This window comes from Nitrospira sp. Ecomares 2.1 (genome assembly GCF_965152585.1).
Genome location: NZ_OZ224219.1, coordinates 1,594,196 through 1,617,199 on the forward strand (window position 1 = coordinate 1,594,196; position 23,004 = coordinate 1,617,199).

20 protein-coding genes are annotated in these 23,004 nt (G+C 48.1%); 13 read left to right on the forward strand and 7 right to left on the reverse strand.

What is annotated here, in order from left to right:
* Positions 1-136 precede the first annotated feature (136 nt).
* The 11 genes from ACWHYD_RS06950 (at position 137) to thiE (ending at position 12,416) form a co-directional block, all read left to right on the forward strand.
* Positions 137-1,381, forward strand: a complete 1,245-nt coding sequence (locus ACWHYD_RS06950; protein ID WP_447965185.1) for a sigma-70 family RNA polymerase sigma factor — start codon at positions 137-139, stop codon at positions 1,379-1,381.
* A 312-nt stretch (positions 1,382-1,693) separates the two neighbouring features.
* Positions 1,694-2,125 (forward strand): alternative ribosome rescue aminoacyl-tRNA hydrolase ArfB, encoded by a 432-nt coding sequence (gene arfB, locus ACWHYD_RS06955; RefSeq protein ID WP_447965186.1) that lies wholly within the window; start codon positions 1,694-1,696, stop codon positions 2,123-2,125.
* Positions 2,126-2,190: 65 nt separating this feature from the next.
* Entirely contained in the window at positions 2,191-4,239 is a 2,049-nt protein-coding gene (locus tag ACWHYD_RS06960) for a S9 family peptidase (protein WP_447965187.1), read from the forward strand.
* A gap of 245 nt (positions 4,240-4,484) precedes the next feature.
* Positions 4,485-5,201, forward strand: coding sequence for an FAD-binding oxidoreductase (locus tag ACWHYD_RS06965; RefSeq protein ID WP_447965188.1), 717 nt, complete (start codon positions 4,485-4,487; stop codon positions 5,199-5,201).
* A gap of 141 nt (positions 5,202-5,342) precedes the next feature.
* Positions 5,343-6,524, forward strand: coding sequence for a radical SAM family heme chaperone HemW (hemW, locus tag ACWHYD_RS06970; RefSeq protein WP_447965189.1), 1,182 nt, complete (start codon positions 5,343-5,345; stop codon positions 6,522-6,524).
* A gap of 555 nt (positions 6,525-7,079) precedes the next feature.
* The gene (locus ACWHYD_RS06975; RefSeq protein WP_447965190.1) at positions 7,080-8,606 is read left to right on the forward strand and encodes a DUF2779 domain-containing protein; all 1,527 of its coding nucleotides are present in this window, start codon (positions 7,080-7,082) and stop codon (positions 8,604-8,606) included.
* A gap of 154 nt (positions 8,607-8,760) precedes the next feature.
* Entirely contained in the window at positions 8,761-9,213 is a 453-nt protein-coding gene (gene aroQ / locus ACWHYD_RS06980) for a type II 3-dehydroquinate dehydratase (RefSeq protein WP_447965191.1), read from the forward strand.
* Between the two features lie 39 nt (positions 9,214-9,252).
* Positions 9,253-9,813: an elongation factor P gene (efp, locus tag ACWHYD_RS06985; protein WP_342348755.1), complete on the forward strand. Its 561-nt coding sequence runs from the start codon at positions 9,253-9,255 to the stop codon at positions 9,811-9,813.
* Positions 9,814-9,855: 42 nt separating this feature from the next.
* Positions 9,856-10,323 carry an acetyl-CoA carboxylase biotin carboxyl carrier protein gene (accB, locus tag ACWHYD_RS06990; RefSeq protein ID WP_447965192.1) on the forward strand — a complete coding sequence of 156 codons (468 nt, stop codon included), beginning with the start codon at positions 9,856-9,858 and terminating at the stop codon, positions 10,321-10,323.
* A gap of 93 nt (positions 10,324-10,416) precedes the next feature.
* Positions 10,417-11,766, forward strand: a complete 1,350-nt coding sequence (gene accC / locus ACWHYD_RS06995; RefSeq protein WP_447965193.1) for an acetyl-CoA carboxylase biotin carboxylase subunit — start codon at positions 10,417-10,419, stop codon at positions 11,764-11,766.
* Positions 11,763-12,416, forward strand: coding sequence for a thiamine phosphate synthase (gene thiE, locus ACWHYD_RS07000; RefSeq protein ID WP_447965194.1), 654 nt, complete (start codon positions 11,763-11,765; stop codon positions 12,414-12,416). Before accC ends, thiE begins: the two co-directional genes overlap by 4 nt.
* Here the strand turns inward: thiE and bioD are convergent.
* Positions 12,397-13,200 (reverse strand): dethiobiotin synthase, encoded by an 804-nt coding sequence (bioD, locus tag ACWHYD_RS07005; protein ID WP_447965195.1) that lies wholly within the window; start codon positions 13,198-13,200, stop codon positions 12,397-12,399. The genes thiE and bioD overlap by 20 nt on opposite strands.
* Complete coding sequence (locus ACWHYD_RS07010; protein ID WP_447965196.1) at positions 13,173-13,898, reverse strand: SDR family NAD(P)-dependent oxidoreductase; 726 nt, start codon at positions 13,896-13,898, stop codon at positions 13,173-13,175. The genes bioD and ACWHYD_RS07010 overlap by 28 nt, the downstream gene beginning before the upstream one ends.
* Before the next feature lie 437 nt (positions 13,899-14,335).
* Between ACWHYD_RS07010 and ACWHYD_RS07015 the strand changes: the two genes are divergently transcribed.
* On the forward strand, positions 14,336-15,133 hold the full coding sequence (locus ACWHYD_RS07015; protein WP_447965197.1) for a hypothetical protein: 798 nt from the start codon (positions 14,336-14,338) through the stop codon (positions 15,131-15,133).
* On the opposite strand, the gene ACWHYD_RS07020 is transcribed toward ACWHYD_RS07015, so the two are convergent.
* The 5 genes from ACWHYD_RS07020 to ACWHYD_RS07040 all read right to left on the reverse strand — a co-directional run bounded on the left by ACWHYD_RS07020 (position 15,026) and on the right by ACWHYD_RS07040 (position 21,542).
* Entirely contained in the window at positions 15,026-18,016 is a 2,991-nt protein-coding gene (locus tag ACWHYD_RS07020) for a proline dehydrogenase family protein (protein ID WP_447965198.1), read from the reverse strand. The genes ACWHYD_RS07015 and ACWHYD_RS07020 overlap by 108 nt on opposite strands.
* Before the next feature lie 83 nt (positions 18,017-18,099).
* The gene (locus ACWHYD_RS07025) at positions 18,100-19,032 is read right to left on the reverse strand and encodes a hypothetical protein (RefSeq protein ID WP_447965199.1); all 933 of its coding nucleotides are present in this window, start codon (positions 19,030-19,032) and stop codon (positions 18,100-18,102) included.
* 311 nt (positions 19,033-19,343) lie between these two features.
* Positions 19,344-20,165, reverse strand: coding sequence for a dienelactone hydrolase family protein (locus ACWHYD_RS07030; protein WP_447965200.1), 822 nt, complete (start codon positions 20,163-20,165; stop codon positions 19,344-19,346).
* A gap of 664 nt (positions 20,166-20,829) precedes the next feature.
* A complete protein-coding gene (locus ACWHYD_RS07035; protein ID WP_447965201.1) occupies positions 20,830-21,090 on the reverse strand; it encodes a hypothetical protein in 261 nt (86 codons plus the stop codon).
* A gap of 146 nt (positions 21,091-21,236) precedes the next feature.
* Positions 21,237-21,542 (reverse strand): ATP-dependent Clp protease adaptor ClpS, encoded by a 306-nt coding sequence (locus ACWHYD_RS07040; protein WP_447965202.1) that lies wholly within the window; start codon positions 21,540-21,542, stop codon positions 21,237-21,239.
* Between the two features lie 253 nt (positions 21,543-21,795).
* Here ACWHYD_RS07040 and ACWHYD_RS07045 point away from each other — a divergent pair, with 253 nt between their 5' ends.
* Entirely contained in the window at positions 21,796-22,818 is a 1,023-nt protein-coding gene (locus ACWHYD_RS07045; protein ID WP_447965203.1) for a GDP-mannose 4,6-dehydratase, read from the forward strand.
* Positions 22,819-23,004: the final 186 nt, after the last annotated feature.

Here is a 23,004-nt window from a genome sequence, read left to right on the forward strand (position 1 = left end):
TTTCATCTCCTGGTGGTACACATATACCTGTACTGACCAAATATAAAAGGAGCCTCTACAGGCCAGGTCTACAGAGGTAAATTTATATTGGTTAAGGTTTGTTGCCTTAACCCTGAAATGTCCAGAGGGGGAACTCATGATTACAATTCAAAGGGGTTCACAATTCAGCGAAACGCAGGGAAGTCACACACTGTCCTTGGTTCGGAGCCGATCTAAGAAACGGGCTCAATCAAGTTATCGAAATTCGCAGGCGGATTTGGATATGGATAAAGAGGAGAGCTCCAAATCCATTGCTGAGCCTGGATCCGTAAATTTAGAGTCCATGTACTTTCGTGGGTTTCGCTCACGCCCACTTTTGAATGCCAAGGAGGAGTTAGCGCTGGCTACCAGACTATATAAGGGTACGGCCCACCTTCGTTCATTGTTACAGGAGGCCTTTGAGCTTACCAAGGGACTGAATCAAGGTCCGGAGGTACAGTTGTTTCAGGATGAATTGACAAAATTCTCAGAGCTAAATGGATATTCAGCTCCGGTAGTGGAAGCCATCGTGGAGTGTTTAGGCAACATTGAGACATTCTCGGCGATGAATGGCAAGGCAGGCCAAAAGCTTAGTCTGCGGTTTTCGGAAATTAGTCTTTCGATTTGTGAAGTTCGGGTGGATATTGAAGAACCAAAAGATGCCTTGGTGCAACGCAATCTTCGTCTGGTAGTGGATGTCGCTAAGCGTTACTTAGGGCGAGGGATGAACTTTCTTGACCTTGTGCAAGAAGGGAATATTGGACTGATGAAAGCGGCGGAACGATTTGATTACACCCGTGGGTTTAAATTCAGTACCTATGCGACGTGGTGGATTCGCCAGGGCATTTCGCGAGCGGTTGCCGATCAAAGCCGGACGATTCGTGTGCCGGTGCATACGAATGAGGCATCCACCAAAATTGCCAAGACTGCTCAGCGTCTTGCGCAGCAATTTGATAGAGAGCCCACGTTTGAAGAAATTGGCCAACGCCTGGAGATGACCGGCGATCGGGTGAAAGAAACGATTGAAGCGTTTCAGGAGCCGATATCCCTAGATGCTCCTTCTGTGGATGGAGAGACGGAATTAGGAGAATTAATTCCTGACCTGGCATGCCAGTCTCCGGACGAAGAAGTGTCCCGTAAATCAAATGCACAGTGGCTGAATCAAATTTTTCAGGTTTTGACTGACCGGGAGCAACAAGTCATTCGTTTACGCTTTGGTATTGGAGTGGATGAAGCTTGGACTCTGGAGCAGGTCGGGCGGTCCATGTCCGTAACTCGTGAGCGGATTCGTCAAATCGAGGTTGTAGCATTGAAAAAGCTCAAGGAGTCCCATGTCAAGGCCATGTTGGCTGAAATTCAGTGACCTGTTTCGGTCGAGAAATTTTAATTGTACAGGATGAAATCCATGACATCAGATTGACATAGGTACCAAAAAAGTGGTGGATTTAGAAAGGCAGGAATCTTATGGTTCCTGCTTTTCTTTTTGTGAGTGTGGTCATTCTCCTTAATGATCCGCCAAGATGGTTAAAGGATGACATCATTCCGTGGGGAATTACTTAGTGCAAGGGAGATGGAAGCCGTCTAGTTTAGCGTGAGGTCTCAGGTTGGTGAGTGGGAAATGATTTCTAACGTGAGCACAAAGAAAGACCAGACTCGATTTTGAACGGATAACAGTATGCCAATTGAGATCACTCCCCATCTTTCTATTCCTGATTCTGACGTGCGATTTTCAGCTGCTCGAAGCGCAGGTCCGGGCGGGCAGCATGTTAATAAGGTGAATAGTCGGGTCATTTTAGAGTTTGACGTCAACCATACGTCCGTTCTTAGTGGCTATCAAAAACGACGAATTGCCGAAATGGTTGGGCAACGCATGAACCAAGAAGGGGTTCTGAGGCTGCAGGCTCAACGACATCGCACCCAATCGGCTAATCGCGCTGATTTATTGGAGAAGTTTGTGAAAATACTGCAGGATGCCCTGCGTCCTGTAAAGGCCCGGGTTCCAACCCGAGTGCCGCATCGAGTGCGTGAGAAGCGTTTGGAAGAGAAGAAACTGCGTACTCGCGCGAAGCGGGTGCGACAAAACCCAAAAAATATAGATGAAACGTAACGCTCTGCAATTTTTGACGACAAGGGAATTTCATGACGACCCGTTCCTCCCATTCTAGTTCTTTCATGCCAACTCCACCCCGTGCTAAACGCGTCCCGTACCGGTTAGAACATCATGGGCACGTTCGAACAGACGAGTATTATTGGCTCAGAGATCGTGAGAACCCTGAAGTCCTGGCCTATTTGCAGGCTGAGAATGAGTATGCCGCCACGTTGAGGAGCCACACAAGAGAATTGGAGCAGACCCTGTTTGAAGAGATCAGGGACCGCATTCAGCCAACGGATTTATCTGTTCCGTTTCGGCTGGGAGACTTTTGGTATTACACTCGCTATGAAGAGGGAAAGGAATATGCCCTGTACTGCCGGAAAGAGAAATATTTAGCGAATCCGGAACTCATCATGGTCGATGGCAATGAATTGGCTCGGGGACATGATTATTTCTCATTGGGGAATTGGACGGTAAGTTTTGCCCAAGATATTCTCGCCTATGCCATTGATACGCAAGGTCGGCGGATATATACCATTGGCTTTAAAAATCTGACAACGGGCGAGACGATTGATGAATGGATTCCTTCGGTGACAGGAAATATGGAGTGGGGCAATGACAACCGTACTCTCTTTTATTCCAGACAGGATTCTGTAACCTTGCGATCCAATCAGATTTTTTGTCATCGGCTGGGGACGAACCCCCAACTGGATACGTTGGTGTATGAGGAAACGGATGAAACCTTTTCTGTTTCTATCGAAAAAACAAAATCCAAACAGTATTTGTTGATTGGATCCCATCAATCCATAACGAATGAGTACCGGTATCTGAATGCGGATAATCCTGAAAGCGATTTTCAGATATTTCAGGCCAGGAAACGAGGGCATGAATACGATGTGGATCATTTGGGGGATCATTTCTGGATTCGAACGAATGATGATGCCAAAAACTTTCGTTTGATGCGGACTGAAACAAAAGCCACGAGCGCCACACACTGGGAAGAAGTGATTCCTCACCGGCTGGAGGTGTATTTGGAAGGATTTGAGCTATTCAAGAATTTCCTGGTGTTAGAAGAACGGAGGCAGGGTCTCATCCATCTTCGTATGCTTCGGACCGAAGATGCCTCTGAACATGAACTGAATTTTGGAGAGCCGGCCTACCTTGCAGCGTTGGGGGATAATTTAGAAGCCGATACTCCTTATCTACGATTTGGGTATACATCCATGACCACCCCCATGACCATCTATGATTATCACATGGAAACACGAGAAAAAATTCTTCTCAAACAAGAGCCGGTTCTTGGGAATTTTCACATCAGCCACTATCAGACGGAACGCCTTTTTGCTCCAGCACCAGATGGTACCTCTATTCCTATATCCGTGGTCTACCGAAAAGGTTTTGTCTCGGATGGCACGCATCCCCTGTTGTTGTATGGCTATGGTTCCTATGGTGCGAGCATGGATGCAAGTTTTAGCTCCCCCCGACTCAGCTTGTTGGATCGTGGGTTTGTCTATGCGTTAGCCCACATTCGAGGTGGAGAGGAACTGGGCCGACAGTGGTATGAAAACGGCAAGTTATTATCCAAGAAAAATACCTTCACGGATTTTATAGCCTGTGCCGAATTTTTAATTCGGCAAGGGTACGCTGCCCCTCAGAAATTATTCGCTCTTGGTGGAAGCGCTGGTGGTTTGTTGATGGGGGCGATTATGAATATGCGGCCTGATTTGTTTCATGGTGTAGTGGCACAGGTTCCTTTTGTGGATGTGGTGACCACGATGTTAGATCCCAATATCCCTCTGACGACGGGAGAATATGATGAATGGGGTGATCCCAATCAACAACAGTTTTACGAGTATATGCTTTCCTATTCACCCTACGATAACCTTCAACCCCAGCCGTATCCTCACCTTTTAGTGACTTCAGGGTTGCATGACTCACAAGTGCAATTTTGGGAGCCGACCAAATGGGTTGCAAAACTGCGTGCGCTGAAGACCGATAATCAACGCCTTTTGCTCAGAACCAATATGGATGCAGGCCATAGTGGAGCCTCAGGCCGTTTTAAACGGTATGAGGAAACCGCGATGATCTATGCATTCTTATTGGATCTTGCCGGTTCCGCTGACCGGTAAGGTATTCCCTTTTTTTCAGGAATCTCATTGACTCGCACATTCGTCTTCAGCTCCAGGCCACATTTCCCCTAGTGAGTCAAGGCGAGCGTGAGGAGGCTCCCAGTGTTGGTTCCCCTGTCCTGGTGGGTAGCTGTCCTCAGAGCCTGGCTCTATCCGCGTAGGGCCTCTTCAGCCCTTGGTGGAAATGGAAAAACCTCGATCCTAGGCTCTTGCCAGATGAACCAAGATTCTCTACATTCTTAGGCATGACCCCCAGACGATTCCGGGCCAAGGTTCTCTCTGTTCGGCATTTGACTCAAGATGTTCGAGAATTAATCTTGGAGTTGGTGGATACCCAGAGCTTAGAATTTCTCCCAGGCCAAGCAATTGCCGTAAACATCCCTGATGGGGCTTCGGGCCTTTCATTCCTGAGATACTATTCGCTGGCTTCACTTCCCAGTTCCTCTCATCAGCTCGTACTACTCTTTAATGCCGGAGACAAAGGAAAAGGCGCAACGTTTTCGTTGGAGCATTCGATCGGTGAGGAACTTGAATGTTCCGGTCCTTTCGGTTCATTTCACCTTCATGAGGACCCTGAACGAGATCTGTTATTTATTGGGACGGGAACCGGCATCGCGCCTTTATGGTCTATGCTGTCCAGTCTCTTTGAGGAATCGTGTTCTCAGCCCATGACCTTGCTGTGGGGACTTCGGAGTGAGTCGGATATCTACTATTTGGACCAGTTGCAAAAGTGGGCCGATTGCTATAAAAATTTTTCCTTTAATCTGACCCTGTCTCAACCTGCTCATCATTGGAGGGGAAGGACGGGACGGGTGACACATCTGCTTCAGGAGTTCCCGGATGTGGATCATCTGGCGGTATATGTGTGTGGTAATCGAAAAATGGTTGCGGATGTCACCAGTCTCCTTCAGCGTAAGGGAATATGTCCTGTCTATCGCGAACGGCACCATGAAGAGAAATAATACGTTGGTCTTCGATTGGCAGATTTGTCTCTTCATGGTGCCGTTTAGTTCCTTGCTTCGCACGTCCATGCAGGTTCACTCTCTTCTCGCCAAAGGCTTTCTGGAGGAATAGGTTGAAAGGTCGTTGTGATGCAGGATGAGATGAATGTTACGACACAGTTAAGTGAGCGTTCAGGGGAACACGATGATCTCCCTGCTGATCTTGGGATTTATCTTCATGTTCCTTTTTGTATAAAACGATGTCATTTTTGTGCATTTTATCTCGTCCTGCATGAAGAACAACGGGTGAAACAGTTTCTTCAGGCCATTGAACAAGAACTCGCGCTGTATGCTAACCAACCGGGAATGAGAGAGCGAACGGTTGCAACCGTCTATGTCGGGGGTGGGACTCCCACGGTCTTACGTCCTGAACAGTTGGCTCTTATTTTTTTTAGCATTAGGTCCAAGTTTTCCCTCTCGGAACAGTGTGAAATCACCGTCGAAGCAACACCGGAATCTCTTACGGACAGGTATGTTGATTTTCTTCAGCAAGCAGGCGTGACACGTTTAAGTATAGGGATCCAATCTTTTGATCAACAGGAACGGACGATGTTGGGACTTTCAGGGACCAGTGCGGAGGCTAAAGCCAAGGTTCAAAACGCAAAACAGGCTGGTTTCTCCAATATTAATCTTGACCTCATCTACGGGACTCCCAACCAAACTGTCCAGTCATGGGAAAGGACTCTGACTTATGCACTGGAGCTGGATCCCTCTCATTTGTCCTGTTATGCACTTTCTATTGAAAAAGGGACTCGATTCTATAATGAATTTCGGCGCGGGCTATTTGAGGTGATGGACCCAGATCATGAGGTGTCTTTTCAGGAGCAGGCTGAAGTCCAATTGGAGTCGTTGCAATGGTCTCGCTATGAACTTTCCAATTGGGCGAAGCCAGGATTTGCCTGTCAGCATAATCTTCGATATTGGCGAGGGTTGGAGTATTTGGGATTGGGTCCAAGTGCCCAATCCTTTATTTCCGAATGCCGGTTTGGAAACGTGTCCAGTCTTGAGCATTATTCGAAATTTTTGATGGCCGGACAACTGCCGATTGCCTCAAAAGAGGTGCTGTCTCGTTTTCAGCAAGAAAAGGAACGTATTGTGTTTGGATTGCGTCTGCTTGAGGGGGTGCCAATTGATTGGATCTATCGGGCATCTCAGGACGAATGCTGGATGACATCGTATGAGGGACTGGTGAAAGAAGATTATCTTCTTCCGACAGAAAGATGTGTGCAGTTAACGCGGAAGGGTCGCCAGTTCGCCGATACGGTTGGTATGCGATTACTGTAAAAATTATGTGACTTGAATTGAATTCTTGAAGAGATGTCGATGACATTTAAGGAAAGTGCCTTTTATTGAGGCGTTTTGCTGAGAGAGGCGTACAATGAGGATTTGATTGCGTTATATACAGGGTTATTCAGAAATCTTCCCCAGCTTTTGTGGATAAAACATCTTCTGGTCTTTTTTGAATAGTAAGGAGTTGAATGTATTTTGTAGGTAAGATTATACGGAATCTGTGTTGAAAAAAATGGTAAAGTTTTTAACAAACAATTAGTTAAGCGGTGGTAGGATGTTTCGTAAGTCATTGGCAATTTTAGAGGAATCGTTTCTGACAGCTGGATTGTTGGTGTTTTTCCACAGGCCATGGGGATAAATGGAATCCACCTGAATTATTCCTGAGAAATGTACCGAGGATGATGAAATAGCAGGTATGTTGCATGGGAGAAAAAAATTGAGCAGTATGCTTCTATCTGAAATGCAGCAATCATGTATGGGTCCTGATGCTTAAGAATGACTTTTTGAAATTGGGTGTTCCTCTTCATTCCCGGGAGCTCTCATAAGCCCATGAACCCAATTTCTCCTTTGCCCCTTGTTACAGGATCAGAAAAACTAACCCAATCTGTTTCAACGCATCGTTTATCCAAAAGCCGCTTCCTGGCGGGTTTGCAATGTGCCAAGCGGTTGTATTTGGAAATCCATTCGCCAGAATTAGCCACCCCGCCTACGCCGGATCGCCGGGCCATCATGGATATGGGCACAGATGTTGGCGTTGTTGCGCGTCAATATTTTCCTCAAGGCGTTCTGATTGAACACACACACCGTCAAATTCCTGCAGCTCTTCTTCGCACCAGTGAGGTCGTGAAGGATGCAGCGATTCCGTCCTTATTTGAGGGGGCGTTTGTCTGGCAAGGTATTTTAGTTCGTGTTGACATCTTGGAGCGGATCGATGCTAGGCGTTGGCGGTTGATTGAAGTGAAGGCGACCTCGAAAGTGAAAGCCACGCATCTAGACGATCTGGCCATTCAAGCTGCGGTCCTGGAGGGAGCTGGCATCGAAGTCAGCGGGTGTTTTTTGATGCATCTGAATACTCAGTATTCTTTTCTTGGCGGAGATTTGAATCTAGAAGAAATGTTTGTTTTGGAAAATAAGACCGAGGAAGTGGAGGCGCGTCGGCCATTGATTCAAGCACAGCTTGAAGATATGTGGAAGACGTTGGAGCAGGCGACCCCACCCTCCATTGTCCCTGATAGTCATTGCCATCAGCCGTATGAATGCCCTTTCTGGAACCATTGTACGAAAGAGAAGCCTCAGCGGTGGGTGTTTCATCTCCCTGGTAGCTCGAAATTGCAAACGCTCCTCCTGGAGGAGGGGATTGAAACCATTGATGAGATTCCCGAGCACATTCAATTGTCCGCAACTCAGCAACGAGTGAAGGATAATGTGGAATGGATCTCCCCTCTCCTTCGGCCTCGTCTGCAATCGGTCCGGTTCCCGGTTCATCATTTAGATTTTGAGACCTTTATGCCGGCGATCCCGGCGTTTGCTCATACTCGTCCCTATCGGCCGATTCCCTTCCAGTGGTCAAACCATATTGAGTACCTTGATGGCACGGTGGTCCATCATCATTATCTGTGTACCGACGGCCGGGACCCTCGAGAAGAAGTGGCGTTGAGTCTGTTGGAGAGCGTGGGAGATGCCGGGACCATTTGTGTCTATTCGGAATATGAACGGTTTCTGCTTTTTGCGCTGGGAGATGTGTTGCCTCAGTTGAAGCCCGTCCTATCGAAGGTGGTTCGCCGGTTGTGGGATCTCCTTTCGGTCATCCAGCAACATTATTATCATCCGGACTTTCACGGATCCTACTCCATTAAAGACGTCTTGCCGGCTTTGGTGCCTGCCTTGGCTTACGATGATTTAACCATCCAAAATGGTGCCGTGGCTGCGGTCATGTACCAGAAAATGGTTTTTCATGAAACAGACCTAATGGAGCGTGCTCACATCGCCCAGGCATTACATGAATATTGTGGCCGGGACACATGGGCAATGGTTGAGCTGAGACGGGTTCTCCTGGAACGTGCCGGAGGGTGCTAACCCTAACAAGTGCGTCAAATTCCGTTGACCCATTCGTCCGTCGCTGCTAGAATTTCACGGGTTCTGTCTTTCCCAGACTCCATCAGTCCAATGATGCCTGTGTCCTAGATATTCTGCCTCCTCGCCAACGCAATTTATTGAAGGAAAACACCTAGTGAATATCCTGGTATTACATGGGCCTAATCTGAATTTACTTGGAACTCGTGAGCCGACTATTTACGGAACGATCACCTTGGACGAGGTGGATGTTTCACTGAAAAATTTAGGAAAAGAGTTAGGTGTCTCGGTCGAAAGCCGGCAATCCAATGTGGAAGGGGAATTGATTACCTGGATCCAGGAGGCCAAGGCACGCTTTGAAGGGCTGGTATTTAATCCTGCTGCCTATACCCACACCAGTATAGCCCTCCGGGATGCGATTGTGAGCGTGGGAATTCCTATGGTCGAAGTCCATTTATCGAATATCCATCGCCGGGAAAGCTTTCGTCGGCGGTCTTACCTTGCCCCGGTTTCGCTTGGGCAAATTTCCGGGTTTGGACCACAAAGTTACCTGCTTGGACTGAGAGCGCTGGTTGATGCGCTTCAGCGGACCAGCCTATTACACCGCTAACATTTCTGTTCACGTTTATTGTATGAGGAGTTTGATGCTGTGATAACGACTGCAGATTTTCGAAATGGGTCGCGCTTAGAGCTGGATGGGCAACCCTATTATATTGTGGAATTTCAACATGTAAAACCCGGAAAAGGCGGAGCCTTTGTTCGAACAAAACTGAAGGGCTATAAAACGGGGAATGTTATTGATCGTACATTTCGTTCTGGAGAAAAATTCGACGAGCCCAACCTTGAGGAATGCGACATGCAGTTTCTCTATAACGCCGGCGAAGAATATGCCTTCATGGATATTAGTAGTTTTGAGCAGTTTACCTATCTTAAAAACCAATTGGGCGAAAACGTCGATTTGCTCAAGGAAAACACCGTCGTCAAAATTTTGTTGTATCATGATGAGCCGATCGCGGTAGAGTTGCCTGTCTTTATGGAGTTGAAAGTCGTGGAAACCGATCCCGGCATCCGAGGGGATACGGCATCTGGTGGGACCAAGTTGGCCGTTGTCGAGACCGGCGCCTCCGTGAAGGTGCCTCTCTATCTGGTAACCGGAGAAGTGATTAAAATTGATACGAGGACGCGCAGCTATGTAGAACGGGTTCGGTAATTCGGGATCCCTGTCCTCCAGACATACACGAAATAGGAGATTATGGCTGATTCATCCAGAAGAGAAATCGAAGACCTTGTCGAAGTGTTAAACCGGCACCACCTGACTGAGTTGGAATTCGAAAAAAAAGGTGTGCGAATTCGCATTAGACGGGATCATGTGCCGGCTGTTACTTCCCACCAGATAGACGGATCAAAGCCAGTGGACACTGGCTCCTCATTGGAGAAGCCGGTTCCCATCCTCTCTACCGAGCCCGCACATTTCTTGACTGTGACCTCGCCCATTGTGGGGACCTTTTATCGTTCCCCTTCTCCTGATACTGATCCCTATGTCGAAGAAGGTGATATTGTCAAAAAAGGGCAGGTGCTTTGCATTGTCGAAGCCATGAAACTGATGAATGAAATTGAGGCGGAAACCGATGGCAAAGTCGTCAAAATTCTGGTGGAAAGTACGACTCCGGTTGAGTTCGGCCAGCCGCTCTATTTAATTGATCCTTTGTCGGGATCTTGAGAGCTGGGTTGTCCTGATAGTTATTTGGAGAGTCACGGTTGCTCATAATGATTAGAATGGCTTTCTGAAGTCTTTTTATCTTAAGGATACGACGTGTTTAAAAAAATTCTTATTGCCAATCGTGGAGAAATTGCTCTGCGGGTGAATCGAGCGTGCCGGGAGTTGGGTATTCGCACCGTCGCGATTCATTCAGATGTTGATGCTCAATCACTCCATGTCCGTTACGCAGACGAACATGTCTGTGTCGGACCTGCCGAAGGGGGTCTGAGTTATAGAAATATTCCGAATGTCTTGAGTGCTGCCGAAATTACCGGAGTGGATGCGATTCACCCCGGGTACGGGTTTTTAGCTGAAAATGCGCATTTTGCCGAGGTATGCGAGTCGATTGGGATTACCTTTATTGGACCAACTTCCGAGCATATTGCTCTACTCAGCGATAAATCAAAAGCCAGGGCCCACATGAAGAAACGTGGAATCCCTGTGTTGCCAGGGAGCGATGGTGAATTAAACGATCCCAATACCTGTGTCGCTATTGCCAAAAAGCTTGGGTTTCCCGTTATTGTGAAAGCCTCGGCCGGTGGCGGGGGGCGAGGGATGCGGGTGGTCTGGCATGAAGAAGAGTTGGCCCAGGCGATCGAATCCGCTCAATTAGAAGCCCAAACAGCCTTTGGGCATGGCGGTGTGTATCTTGAGCGATTTTTTGAAGATCCACGGCACATTGAATTTCAGATTATGGCGGATAACCATGGGCATGTTGTGCATTTTCATGAACGAGATTGTTCCATACAGCGTCGCTATCAAAAGGTGTTGGAGGAATCCCCTTCTCCGGCGTTGGACGATTCGTTACGACGCAAAATGGGGCAGGTGGCAGTTGAGGCCATCAAGTCCGTGAAGTATCGAAATGCCGGCACCGTGGAGTTCCTCATGGATCAAAGTGGAAAATTTTATTTCATGGAAGTCAACACGCGTATTCAAGTTGAGCATCCGGTCACCGAAATGGTGACAGGAGTCGACCTGATTAAGGAGCAAATTCGTATTGCTGCTGGGGAAGAGCTGTCCTATCGACAAAAAGATATTCAATTGACCGGGCATGCCATCGAATGCCGAATCAATGCCGAATGTCCGGATCGATTTACCCCTAGCCCCGGTACCATCACAAAATTTTGTCCACCTGGCGGACCAGGGATACGCGTGGATACCGCCATGGATACCACCGGTATTGTCCATCCGTATTATGACTCGATGATTGCGAAGCTTATTGCCTTTGGGCGAGATCGAGAGGAAGCCATGGCTCGTACTAGACGGGCGTTGGATGAATTTGTGATTGAAGGAATTAAAACCAGTATTCCTCTCCATCGGCGGATTCTTGATCATCCTGATTTCCAAAAGGGTCCCGTGTCCACTCGATTTTTGGACCGGCTTGTTGCTTTACAGTCCCCATGAGCGCAGTCCCTATTTCTCGGATTTCCCTCCCCACTGTTTTTTCTCGGTTTTATCTCATTGTCGATGACAGCTGGGCCTCGCGATGTTCACTGGCGGAGGTCGTGCAGCAGGCTGGCGAAGCAGGGGTTAAGCTGGTGCAATATCGGAATAAAACCGGATCGATGAAGCAGGCATATGAGGCTGGCCGGGTTCTGCGAAATGTGGCGGCAGAGAGGGACATGACGTTTATTGTGAATGATCGATGTGATTTGGCGTTGGCTCTCGAGGCCGATGGTGTTCATCTTGGTCAGGCCGACCTTCCCCTACTTCTTGCACGGAAAGTTGTCGGACAGAAAATGTTGATTGGCGTTTCGACCCACAATCCTGAACAGGTGCGATTAGCCACGGAAGAAGGTGCGGATTATTTAGGGTTTGGCCCTATCTTTTCGACAAGAACCAAAGCGAATCATGAGCCGGTTGTTGGTATTGAAGGACTGGCTGGTATTCGAGACCTGACCCCCCTTCCCATCATTGCCATTGGTGGGATTGTTCCGGATTCTGTTCCGGCACTCCAAGCGGCAGGTGCCAATGGAGTAGCGGTCGCTTCGGCCATACTCAATGCGAATGATCGCCCCAAAGCGTTGGCGCGGTTTATGTCTCTTTTTCAATGAGGTGGTTGGCCAATCGTTGAATTTCAGGATGGTAGGCTAAGTTTTCCATTCCCTTTCGCCAGTCCGTCTGCACGGTTTTTTGATATTCCAAGGGGCCAAATACCGGTACGGTCGACCATTCATGAATCAGACCAATCGTGGAGGTTCGCTGCCGAATGAAACACTCGTTTTGGGTTGAGGGCAGGGGATCATTCAGGACGATTCCGCACGGCTTAATGCCTGCACCGTGCAGTGCTTCCAAAGTCAGGAGCAAATGATTCACGCTGCCAAGGCTCGTTCTGCTGACCACGATAGCCGGAAGATTCAGCGACACGATCAGGTCTCGTATGGTGTGTGTTGGTGAGAGTGGAGTCAAGACCCCTCCTGCACCTTCCACGAAACACACGGAATGCTGTTGCCTGACGACATGAAAGGCGGTGGCAATTCCCGCCACATCAATGGCTATTCCCTGTGCGCGAGCGCAAGCTAACGGCGCAATGGGCTGAGGAAAGGCATAGAGACAGATTGACGCAAAGGGAGGAGGAGGGGAGAGTAGACTCTGAAGACGGCCTGTGTCGGAAGTCTCTGGCTGTTGAGGATCGAGACCGGTTTCCACCGGCTTCATGACGCCCACTCGATGCCCTTTTTTTTGCAACGCCAGAACCAGAGCCGCCGTGATGGTTGTTTTTCCGACACCGGTGTCGGTTGCGGTCATGAATATGGCGAGATGGTCAGATTGAGCACTCATGGTCAGAGATATGCTGGAAAATGTGCGGGTCACCAAATCCGGCTGTCCAGATTCCATATTTGTCCGGATGTGTTAGGCGACAAGGCCAGGTGATAGACAGTTGTAGCCACATATTGTAATGAAGAAGGTCTCGGGAGAGTATGGTTGCCTGGTTCCATTGCCGACTGCCATCCTGGTTCTGATAATGGTGAGGTGTGCCATCCTGGAAACACCATATTTATTCGAATATTGAAGGCTCCCCATTCCTTTGCCACTGTCTGCATCAATCCAGTCAGTCCTGCTTTGGAAGCCGCATAGGCGGCTTGGCCTGCCACTCCTAGTTCAGCGGAAAGAGAGCCTACAAAAATCACGGCCCCATCATGTTGTTGTTCAAAAATGGGGGCGATAGCTTTGAGCACAGTATAGGCACCGGTCAAGTTCGTGTGAAGGGTACGGGTCCAGTCCTCAGGGGAGGTTTTGAGTAAGAGTTTTGAAGGGGCTACCCCGACGGCCCATACCAGTACGTTCAGAGAATGGTGGGCCTGGATGAACTCCTGCAGAATGGCCTGAATTTGTAAGTTGTTGGCGACATCGGCTTGATACAGATGACTTTCTCCACCGGCCTTCCTGATCGCCGCCGCAGTTGCATTCGCTGCGGTTTGATGTTGATGGTAATGAAGGCCTACTCTCCAGCCCTGGTGTCCGAAAACCTTCGCAATGGCTCCACCGATGACTCCGGATCCTCCAAATACCATGATGTTCGAACGGGTGTTCATCTTTCCGACTATTGATTGGCGATGGGGTTCATTCGTAAATGGGGAGTACAGCGTGTCACTTTCATGCATCGTTGAAAAAGTGAAAATAATGAGATTAGGGGTTGGTATAGGACTGGACTGGCTTGGTGCCGTTTTGTATTGATTACCATTTGGTTTCCTTGTTTCTTAGTCTGCATAGGACAAAGAGATTGTCAATGCTTGAATAGTCTGCAAACAAAAAATGCGGAATTTTTAGGGTGAATGGGACCTGGATCGTTGGTCCTTGCTTGGATCTTGCCCGTTTTAATGATCCTATGGTAGGTTCACATCACTTTCTGTCTATGAATATTTCCTTTACATTGCTTGGAACTTCCTGCAGGACTGGAGCATTGGTTTGCCTTGGTCTTTCCTTGTTGTGCCTACCCGGCATGGTCTATTCTTCCGATTCCACGAAGTTTATGGTTGACAAAAGTCATGAATATTTTCCTGATCAGGTGGGAAATGAATGGGTGTATAAGGGAACGATGATCGAAGGAGGCATGGTCCAGATTAAGAATGAGGATACACAGTTTACGAATATCTCAAAAGTGACCGGGACAGAAATCCTGGAGGGCGTGGAGGTTACGGTTTTCAACGATACCAATCCTGGGAATCAGGGCCCGTCGGATAGTTATTATCGCCGTGATATTGCAGGGATCCGATATTATGGGTCGAAACCCGGGACGACGTTGGAGCGCCAACTGGTGCCCTATCAAATCGTGCGGTTTCCCCTAGAGATCCCTAGCTCTTTCGAGCAATTTAACCGGACCGGGGTGGATTTTGGAACAGATGTGGATCATGATGGAGAAAAAGAAACGGTGGATATTGAGGCAACTGTCTCCGTTCAAGGACAAGAGACCGTGATCGTACCGGCTGGCGTATATCCGGAAGCCATTCGCCTTGAAGCCAAAATGATCATGAAGGTTCATTTGTCGGAGAGTGGAGAGACAATCCAAGGAACAGATACGATGACGGCCTGGTTTGCTCGTGGGGTGGGATTGCTCAAATACATTGAACGGCAAACCATTCCTTCCGTTCGCAGTCAAAATGAACGGATGGTCGAAGTGATTGAGGAATTGGAAAAGGTGACAGTGGCATCTGAAGTGGCATTATTGCGTCGGAGCGAAGCCACGGCGAAGCGTGTTTTCCGTAATCACTTTTTCCACCATGAATTGCTCAAGATACCCGCTTCCGCCGGCTTTCCGGCCGATTCCTGATAATCGATGCCCTCCAAAAGGCTGCCGGTTCACCAATGATCCGGTAATCGGTCGATTGATATATAAATTCCCCACATCAAAGGTGTCGCGAGCCAGTTGGATATTGGCAGGACTGCGTGAATAGATTCCTCCGGTAAGGGCATAGGGGGAATTATTGGCTAATTCCAGAGCTTCAGAAATTGTAGAGACCTTCAACACAACCATGACCGGGCCAAATATTTCCTCCTGAACGACAGGATGCGAAGGGGGTAGATCTGTGAGTATCACCGGCCCTTGAAAATACCCAGGTCCCTCAATCTGACAATCGAGAAGGCACGTACCATCTGTTTTCCCAAGTTGCACAAAGTGCCGGACTCGTTCCAGTGCCCGTTGATCAATGAGTGGTCCCATCCGGTTTCCAGGGTGTTCGGGGGGACCGATCGGAATGCTAGAGGCTGCCTGTTTGAGTCGTTCAATAAATAAGGGGTACACATCGTTTAGGACAAGGATTCTGGAGCAGGCGGAGCATTTTTGTCCTTGGTAGCCGATTGCGCTGGCTAATGCCCCAATTACCGCTTCATCCAAATCGGCCGTTTCATCAACAATGATCGCATTTTTTCCCCCCATTTCTGCAATGACATGTTTAATATGTCGTTGTCCAGCTGACACCTGACCGGCCTCCCGGATAATATTCAATCCAACGGTTTGTGATCCTGTAAAGGCAATGAGATGGACCTTGGGGTGTTTGACAAGGGCCTGTCCCAAGTCCGGCCCACCAGGAAGAAATTGTAAGACGCCTTCAGGTAAACCAGCTTCCATGAGCAGCGTGAAGAGGTGATACCCCATCATCGGTGAGCGCTCGGATGGTTTAAACAGGACAACATTCCCGCTGACTAAGGCTGCCGAAACAAGACCGGTGGGGATGGCTAACGAAAAATTCCACGGCGCAATCACCACGGCCAATCCTCGTGGTTGGAAGATCCGTTGGTTATATTCCCCTGGCTCTATTCCCAGGCGCTGCGGAGTGCCTAACCGAATCATTTCCCTTCCATAAAATTCCAGAAAATCGATGGCTTCAGCGACATCGGCATCGGCTTCCCGCCAGGGCTTACCGGTTTCCAGTATTTCCCACGCGGCTAATTCCGGTCTACGTTGTCGCATGAGTCCGGCTGCATGAAATAAAATCCGCGCACGGGCTTTCGGAGGGACCTTTGCCCAGGTACCGATATGGTCGTGGGCGATGTGAACAATCGGATCAATCTGGTCAGGAGACGGAGTTGGAAATTTGGCAATGATTTGCCCAGGAAAACTGGGATTAGTCGAGATCAGTTCTGCCCCAAACCATTGCATGGGGGGCGGAACCGGATAAGAATGGATTTGTCCCAGGAGGGGACCGATGTGGTTGAGAGCTAGAGAAAAATCTCGTTGAACGTCCTGTTGAGAAAAATCCGAATGTGGTTCGTTGGAGAACCTGTCGGGACTGTCTCCAGCGAGTACAGTGGCTTCCGACTGAATTTCCCGAGACATCGTCTCCTCTTCATTCCTGTGAGCGTTCGAGGGTGCCAATAGCAGATGCTCCAGGGATTCGGCCGTTTCATATTGGCGTCGAATAAAACTTTCATTCGAGGTATTTTCCAATAACCGACGCACGAGATAGGCCATGCCGGGAAGAAGTTCCCCAATCGGCGCATAGACTCTAAGCCGAAATCCCTGTTGCACCACGGCATCACGTAGAGGTTCGGCCATGCCATATAACATCTGATATTCAAACGTTCCCGGCGGGAGATTGAGTGAGTCGCCCATCGCCTGGACTACGGCTAAGGTTCGAATATTGTGCGAGCCAAAGGCAGGGCGAATGAAGGCTCGATGTTCCAAAATTCGCTGGGCGAGGTGTTCGTAGTTCGCATCCGTGTCGGTTTTTTTTAAGAAGACCGGGATGGGCCAACCTTGTTGTTGATAGCGAATCACTTCAGAGTCCCAGTAGGCGCCTTTGACGAGGCGAATACCGAAGGGGGTGTTGCGCTGTTTTCCCCATGCTAGAAGAGTATCCAGTGTGTGGTTGGTGTGCTTGAGGTAGGCTTGTATGGCGATGCTGGCATGCGGAAAATGTTGGTAGGCAGGTTCAGAAAATAAGCGCATAAATACCAAAAGAATGAGCGGCTCCAATTCGGCCTGTTCCATATCAAATGTGAGGGAGGCAGGGAGGGCCTGCGCAAGCTCCAGGATCGATCGTAGTCGAGGGGCAACCCCAGCGTAACTGCTCTCAGGATCAATCGGGTCTAATTGCGAATATAAGGCAGAGAGTTTGATGGACAGATTGATCCTGGGAAGAGACCCAAGATGATCGGTTTCTAATAGATGTTGATGATTCCATTGTGGGATAATCTCATGTAATTGGGTCAATGTCTGAAGGCATCGCGTGTGATATTGGTCGGCCTCCTCTTCACTGACCGTGGATTCTCCGAGCAAATCCAGCGAACACGCACTTCCTGCTTCCCAAAGTTGAGTGAGCGTCGGGACAGCGTGACCGACGGTTTCCCCTGCCATAAATGTGTAGGCCATTTTCAAAAATTGGCGTCGCAATATCCGTGTCCCAACTTGGGCCGTAAGGGAATTTTTTGAAAACCGGTGCAGGAGCCACTGCAGGGGACCAGGGAGAGTCGGCAGATCTTGGAAGTATTCCTTCAGGATACGCACAAATTGTGCGTCTGTCTGAAGGGAGGGAAGGACGTCAATAAAGCGAAACAATTGCACTTTGAACTGTTCATCACGGGTTCCCCAATCTAGAAGTAGTGAGGTCCACCACCGGTGATCCCAAAATCCCGGTGTATGGTGATGAGCGTATTTGGCTAATGTTTGTCCAATGCGCCGAATGTCAGGTTCCAACGAATCATGGGCAATCATCCGCATTTTCCTCCTAAAGGTATTTTACACCTTTTCGGAGAATGGGGAAGAGAGATGAGGGAGAGGAAAACTCAGAAGAAGGATTAGGGCTCGCAAGCAGAGAGACGTTTGCCGGAAATACTGCCATGAGGACCGAGGGAATTTTTGAAAGTGCCTTCCAAATGAGTGTCGTTGTTGCTGAGCAGCAAACTATCTTCCTGAACTCCTTGGGGAAAAGTCCATTGGAGATAGACCGTATCCCCGTGAATCTCAATAGTGGTCGGTGCGATTTGAGACGGCGAGGATTGGTCAGGGGGTGAAAAGGTGACAGTCATTTTACGATCGCCATGGTTTTGGTGGTTATGTACTATCCATCGCCAGGTACCGCACAGCCGGGTGGTGTCAACATTGGCTTGTTCCAGTTTTTGCCACTGCTGAATCTTTTGCCAGGCTTCCCATGCTGTCCTATGGGCGGTGGCCTCCAACTCGCTGATTTTTGTGAGAAGAATCATTCTAAACATAGGGAAAAGCCGGGTTTCAATATAATGCTGAGTATAGGCATCATGAATTGGTTGGGCGGATTGGTGTTGATCGGCTATGTGATCGGGAGTTTGCCAATACTCGAGTAACCTCTCCTCGATTCCTTTTTGGCCGTGCTGCGTGAAAGTACTCGTCCAGGATTGGGGACTATTATCCCAATCCGGATACGTTTGATCGTAATACGAGGCAAATTTGGCAAATTCTTCGCTAGGGGGAGGTGGGTGAAAAGTCATCGTGTGAGACCAAGCCGATACTTGTTTGTAGCCATTAATGACAGATTCCAAGGCTTGAGGGGGCGAGTGTTTCGTGATCCATTTCAGGTGTGCATCGTCGGGGATGATGTCGGAAAGTGGTGGGATACCTATTGTTGATTTAATAAGAATCTCCCGAAATGTTTGCGTATGAATGGTAGTAGCCAGTGAGTTCAAGTAGATGATGATCGCTTCCTTGATCTCTGCTGGGAGATTCAACTGCGTAGGTAACAGTTGTGATTTCATGTGAGAGCGTGAACCTCTTTCACCTGGAATGGTTGTGGCTTTGAAGAGGGCTAAAGCCTCGTCATCAGAGGAAAGCTGAAGAACTTGTGTACGATGTTTTTCAAGGAGGGACCAGGGGAGCCTAGTTGATTCCTGATCGGCAAAGGCAGTCGAAAGGAAACAGAAAATCAAGACTTTGGCGCAAACAAACCAGGGAATCAACCAAACATTTCGATTGCCATGCCATTCCATTTTTCAAAAAAAAAGTTGGCGGTGTATCGGGATAAATGGATGAAAGGAGTCAGGCATGGATTTCAAAAATCAAACGATGCTTATGGGGTTTTGTGAATGATCGCGTTAATGAAGTCTATTGAGGTTTGTAGCACGTCTTCTAGATCTGATGCCCGGTAGCTAGGAGTGCTACTTTGCCAGAATTCATCGGAGGCTTCGGGATAAGATCGCACTTCGATCTTTTTCCCGGCCTGGTTGGCCATTTGGCAGAACTGGTCACGTTCTTCTGCTGAATTGAGTAGGCTTTTCCCCGGTGTCTGGAGCAGAAGGGGGCAGTATAAACGTTGAGCCAATTCAGGGTCGGTTGGCAGAGTGCCAGAGATTGCCACTGCGGCCTGAAGGCGACGTCGATGCGCAGCAGTTTTCATTGCCAGGGATCCGCCCATTCCAAACCCGATCACGGCATGCGCATTGCGGGTGGTTCTTTCTAAATTTATATCCTCGGTCAGGTTAGCGTTGAGAAATTCAAAGCTGGCATTGATGTCTTGTAAGGCTTGTTGCTCATTGACTCGCTCCATTAAGGCATCGGCAACTTCAGCATTGGCTGTCACCATCCCGCCCTGTCTTACATACAAATTGGGAACTAAGACCACGTATCCTTGGCAGGAGAGGCCTTTTGCTAATTCCTGAATATGGGACGTGAGTCCATAGCGATCATGCAGGAGGACCATAGCCGGTAATATTTTGTTAGCCTCTTGTGGGGCGAATTGAAGACCCTCCACCTGCGGGCCTTTAGCATGTCGTGTTTCCGCGTAGGGATCCACCATGTGGTCTTTGTGTGTTTCAAAAATTCCTGAACTATTAAATCGCACAACGGTATATCCAATTTGTTCAATGTCATAGGGAGTAGTGTGTTGGGTCATCAGAATAGCCTTTGGATAAGAATGAGCCGAGCTAGCGGAAAAGGAAAAATCATTGAAAATTCAATGGCAAAAGTCAAAACACTATATCGATGGATTCTTTGGCCTGTCAATCGAGCATCTGTTCTTCAGAGCGGGAAGCGTTAAACGAAGATTTTTTATTGGTTTCGTTTTTCAGAGGAACGATTCCATTGGAATGCATTCTCTGGTGATAAGAGTTCGGTCATGCCATATTTCCTCACATGGGAAGCCATCTCAGAATAATTGGCATCACTTTTTCGAGGAAAACCACACCACATTCACGCAGGAAAAAATCAACTCAAATGCTATTGTGCGTTTCGTTTATTTTGTAATCAGATATTTCTTGCTAATTCCTAAAACGATCAGTTTGACCACCTTCCAAGTCCATTTTTTCTTGATACAAACTGTTCTTCCTGAATCCTAGAAAAGTTCATTAGGGAATATTGCCAATGTGGTGGCTTTTAGTGTAAGATGGCGCCTGCAGTGGAATGTCAGAAGGTTGGATATCGGGATAAGGAAAGGAGTTGAGCATGGAACGGCGAGTTACTTCCCATACGGAAGAAGAAGAAATGAATCAACGCCGTCGCCTTCTCACGCTTGCACGGAAAGGGGATCAAAAGGCGGTTGAATCGTTATTTGAATTGTATCAAGTTCGGGTTTTTTCAGGGGACGCTCTGAAAAAAAAGAAGTTGCCCTCGTTTCCCTTGCCCACGCCAACAGGATCTTCGGGGAAAGGCTCGGGGAAGGGGATAAAGAAATTAGGTAAAATATCCAAATCTTCTCCATCAGAGAGGAATTCTCTTCCATTAACCGCCAAGCTACCGCAAGAGTCAAAAATGATGTCGGGATTGCCCACCAAGAAAATTGGAAAAATTAAAGTGGCAAAGCCATCTGCAGGAAAATCCATACAAACTGCTCCCAAGCTTGGAAAAAGTAAAAAAGGTGTTCCCGTTGCCAAAGCCAAGACTCAGAAATCCACCTTGTCTGTGAGACCGGCCAGGGCAAAGAAAAAGTAATAATAGATAGGGCAACTCTGTTGTGTGGTGTCAGAATTCAATAGCGGACTTCAACTCTCAATCCACCTGCTGCCAACTGCTTCCCAATTATATCAGCGTCTTTAATGTCTCCTTGATAGACGATTGCACTTCCGTGGTGATCAATCTGCCAGGCTAATTCAAAGGCTTTTTTCGGGGTCATCCTGGGAATCACCTGACAAAAAAGACTGACGACTTGTTGGTAGGTATGACAATCGCAATTGTAGACGACGACTTCAGCCTCAAAATCTTTTCCGGTTCCTGTGTCAATGGTTTCTAGGGTTTCCGGATCTTTAACGATTCCATAGGTAATAGGGTAGAGCATTCTGCATTGTAGCAATGGAGCTGAGGTCCCTCAAGTGAATGCTTAGGGAACCGTTATTTTGAAGAAGCCCCGATTACAGAACAATCAGGAAATTGATCGTCAGAGATACCTGACCTATGATTGTCCTTCCTGAATCAAGCATGGCAGAATTGTTGCCGAAGAAAACTAATGCAGGGGTGTACCAAATTCGACAGCTAGCGTGAAAAAATGATGTGCCAAATAGGAACCCTCTAAGTAACATAAAGGAGTGTTTGTGGGTAAAACGATACTGGTAACTGGAGCTGCGGGGTTTATTGGAAGCCATGCGGTGGAAGCATTGATCAGGCGTGGAGATCAAGTGATTGGAATCGATAATCTCAATGATTACTATGATCCTGCGCGTAAAGAGAAAAATCTTCGAGAAGTGACCGAACATGCCAAAACGGAGAAATGGCCCGGCACATTTCAGTTTCTCAAAGGAGATATTCGCGATCGAGAGTTGGTTGCAAATCTTTTTTCTGATCATCGTTTTGACGCTGTTATCCATTTAGCAGCGATGGCGGGAGTTCGGGTATCTATTGATGACCCTGGACTATATTACGATGTCAATGTGATGGGGACGATGGCCTTATTGGATGCGTGTGTGGGGCGGATTGGTTCACAGGGCAAACGTTCACCTTCTCCGATATTTGTGTTTGCATCAACTTCCTCTGTGTATGGCAATACCACGACGATTCCCTTTGTTCCGGAGGATTCGTGTGATAAGCCGCTTGCCCCGTATGCGGCAAGTAAGCGAGCAAGTGAATTGCTAGGGTATACCTATCATCACTTGTATGGGTTGGATTGCACCGTATTTCGATTTTTTACCGTGTATGGCCCACGTGGTCGTCCCGATATGATGGCCTATAAAGTATTGGATAATATATTTACTGGCTGTGAAGTCCCTCTCTATAACAATGGGAACATGCATCGAGATTGGACGTATGTCGAAGATATTGTCAGTGGCCTTACCGCGGCGGTGGATCGTCCTATGGGTTATGAAATCCTGAATCTTGGACGAGGTGAACCTGTCCACCTTGTCGACTTTGTGAAAGGCATTGAGCAATTAGCAGGACGTGCGGCGCACCTAGTTCCCGCGCCCATGTTGGATGCCGATATAGCCTACACCTTTGCCGACATTTCCAAGACCCGCAAGCTATTGGGGTATAATCCTCAAACATCTGTGCCCGAAGGAGTCGCGAAATTTTGGGTATGGTATCAATCGGAGATATTGCCGGCTTCAGCCTCAAAGCCCTAACCCCGAATTTCTCAATTCCGCCGTTTTGCCCTGTCATTCTTTCAGAGTCTGTTTCTATTCCCCGGTTCAACTGGACCGGGGAATCTATGCCTCTATTCCTGCTTGAAAACGAGCGACAGAAGGTTTCCTCCCATTTCGTGCCTGTTGTTGACGTTGAATAAAGATATCTGGTCCTTCGGGTATGAT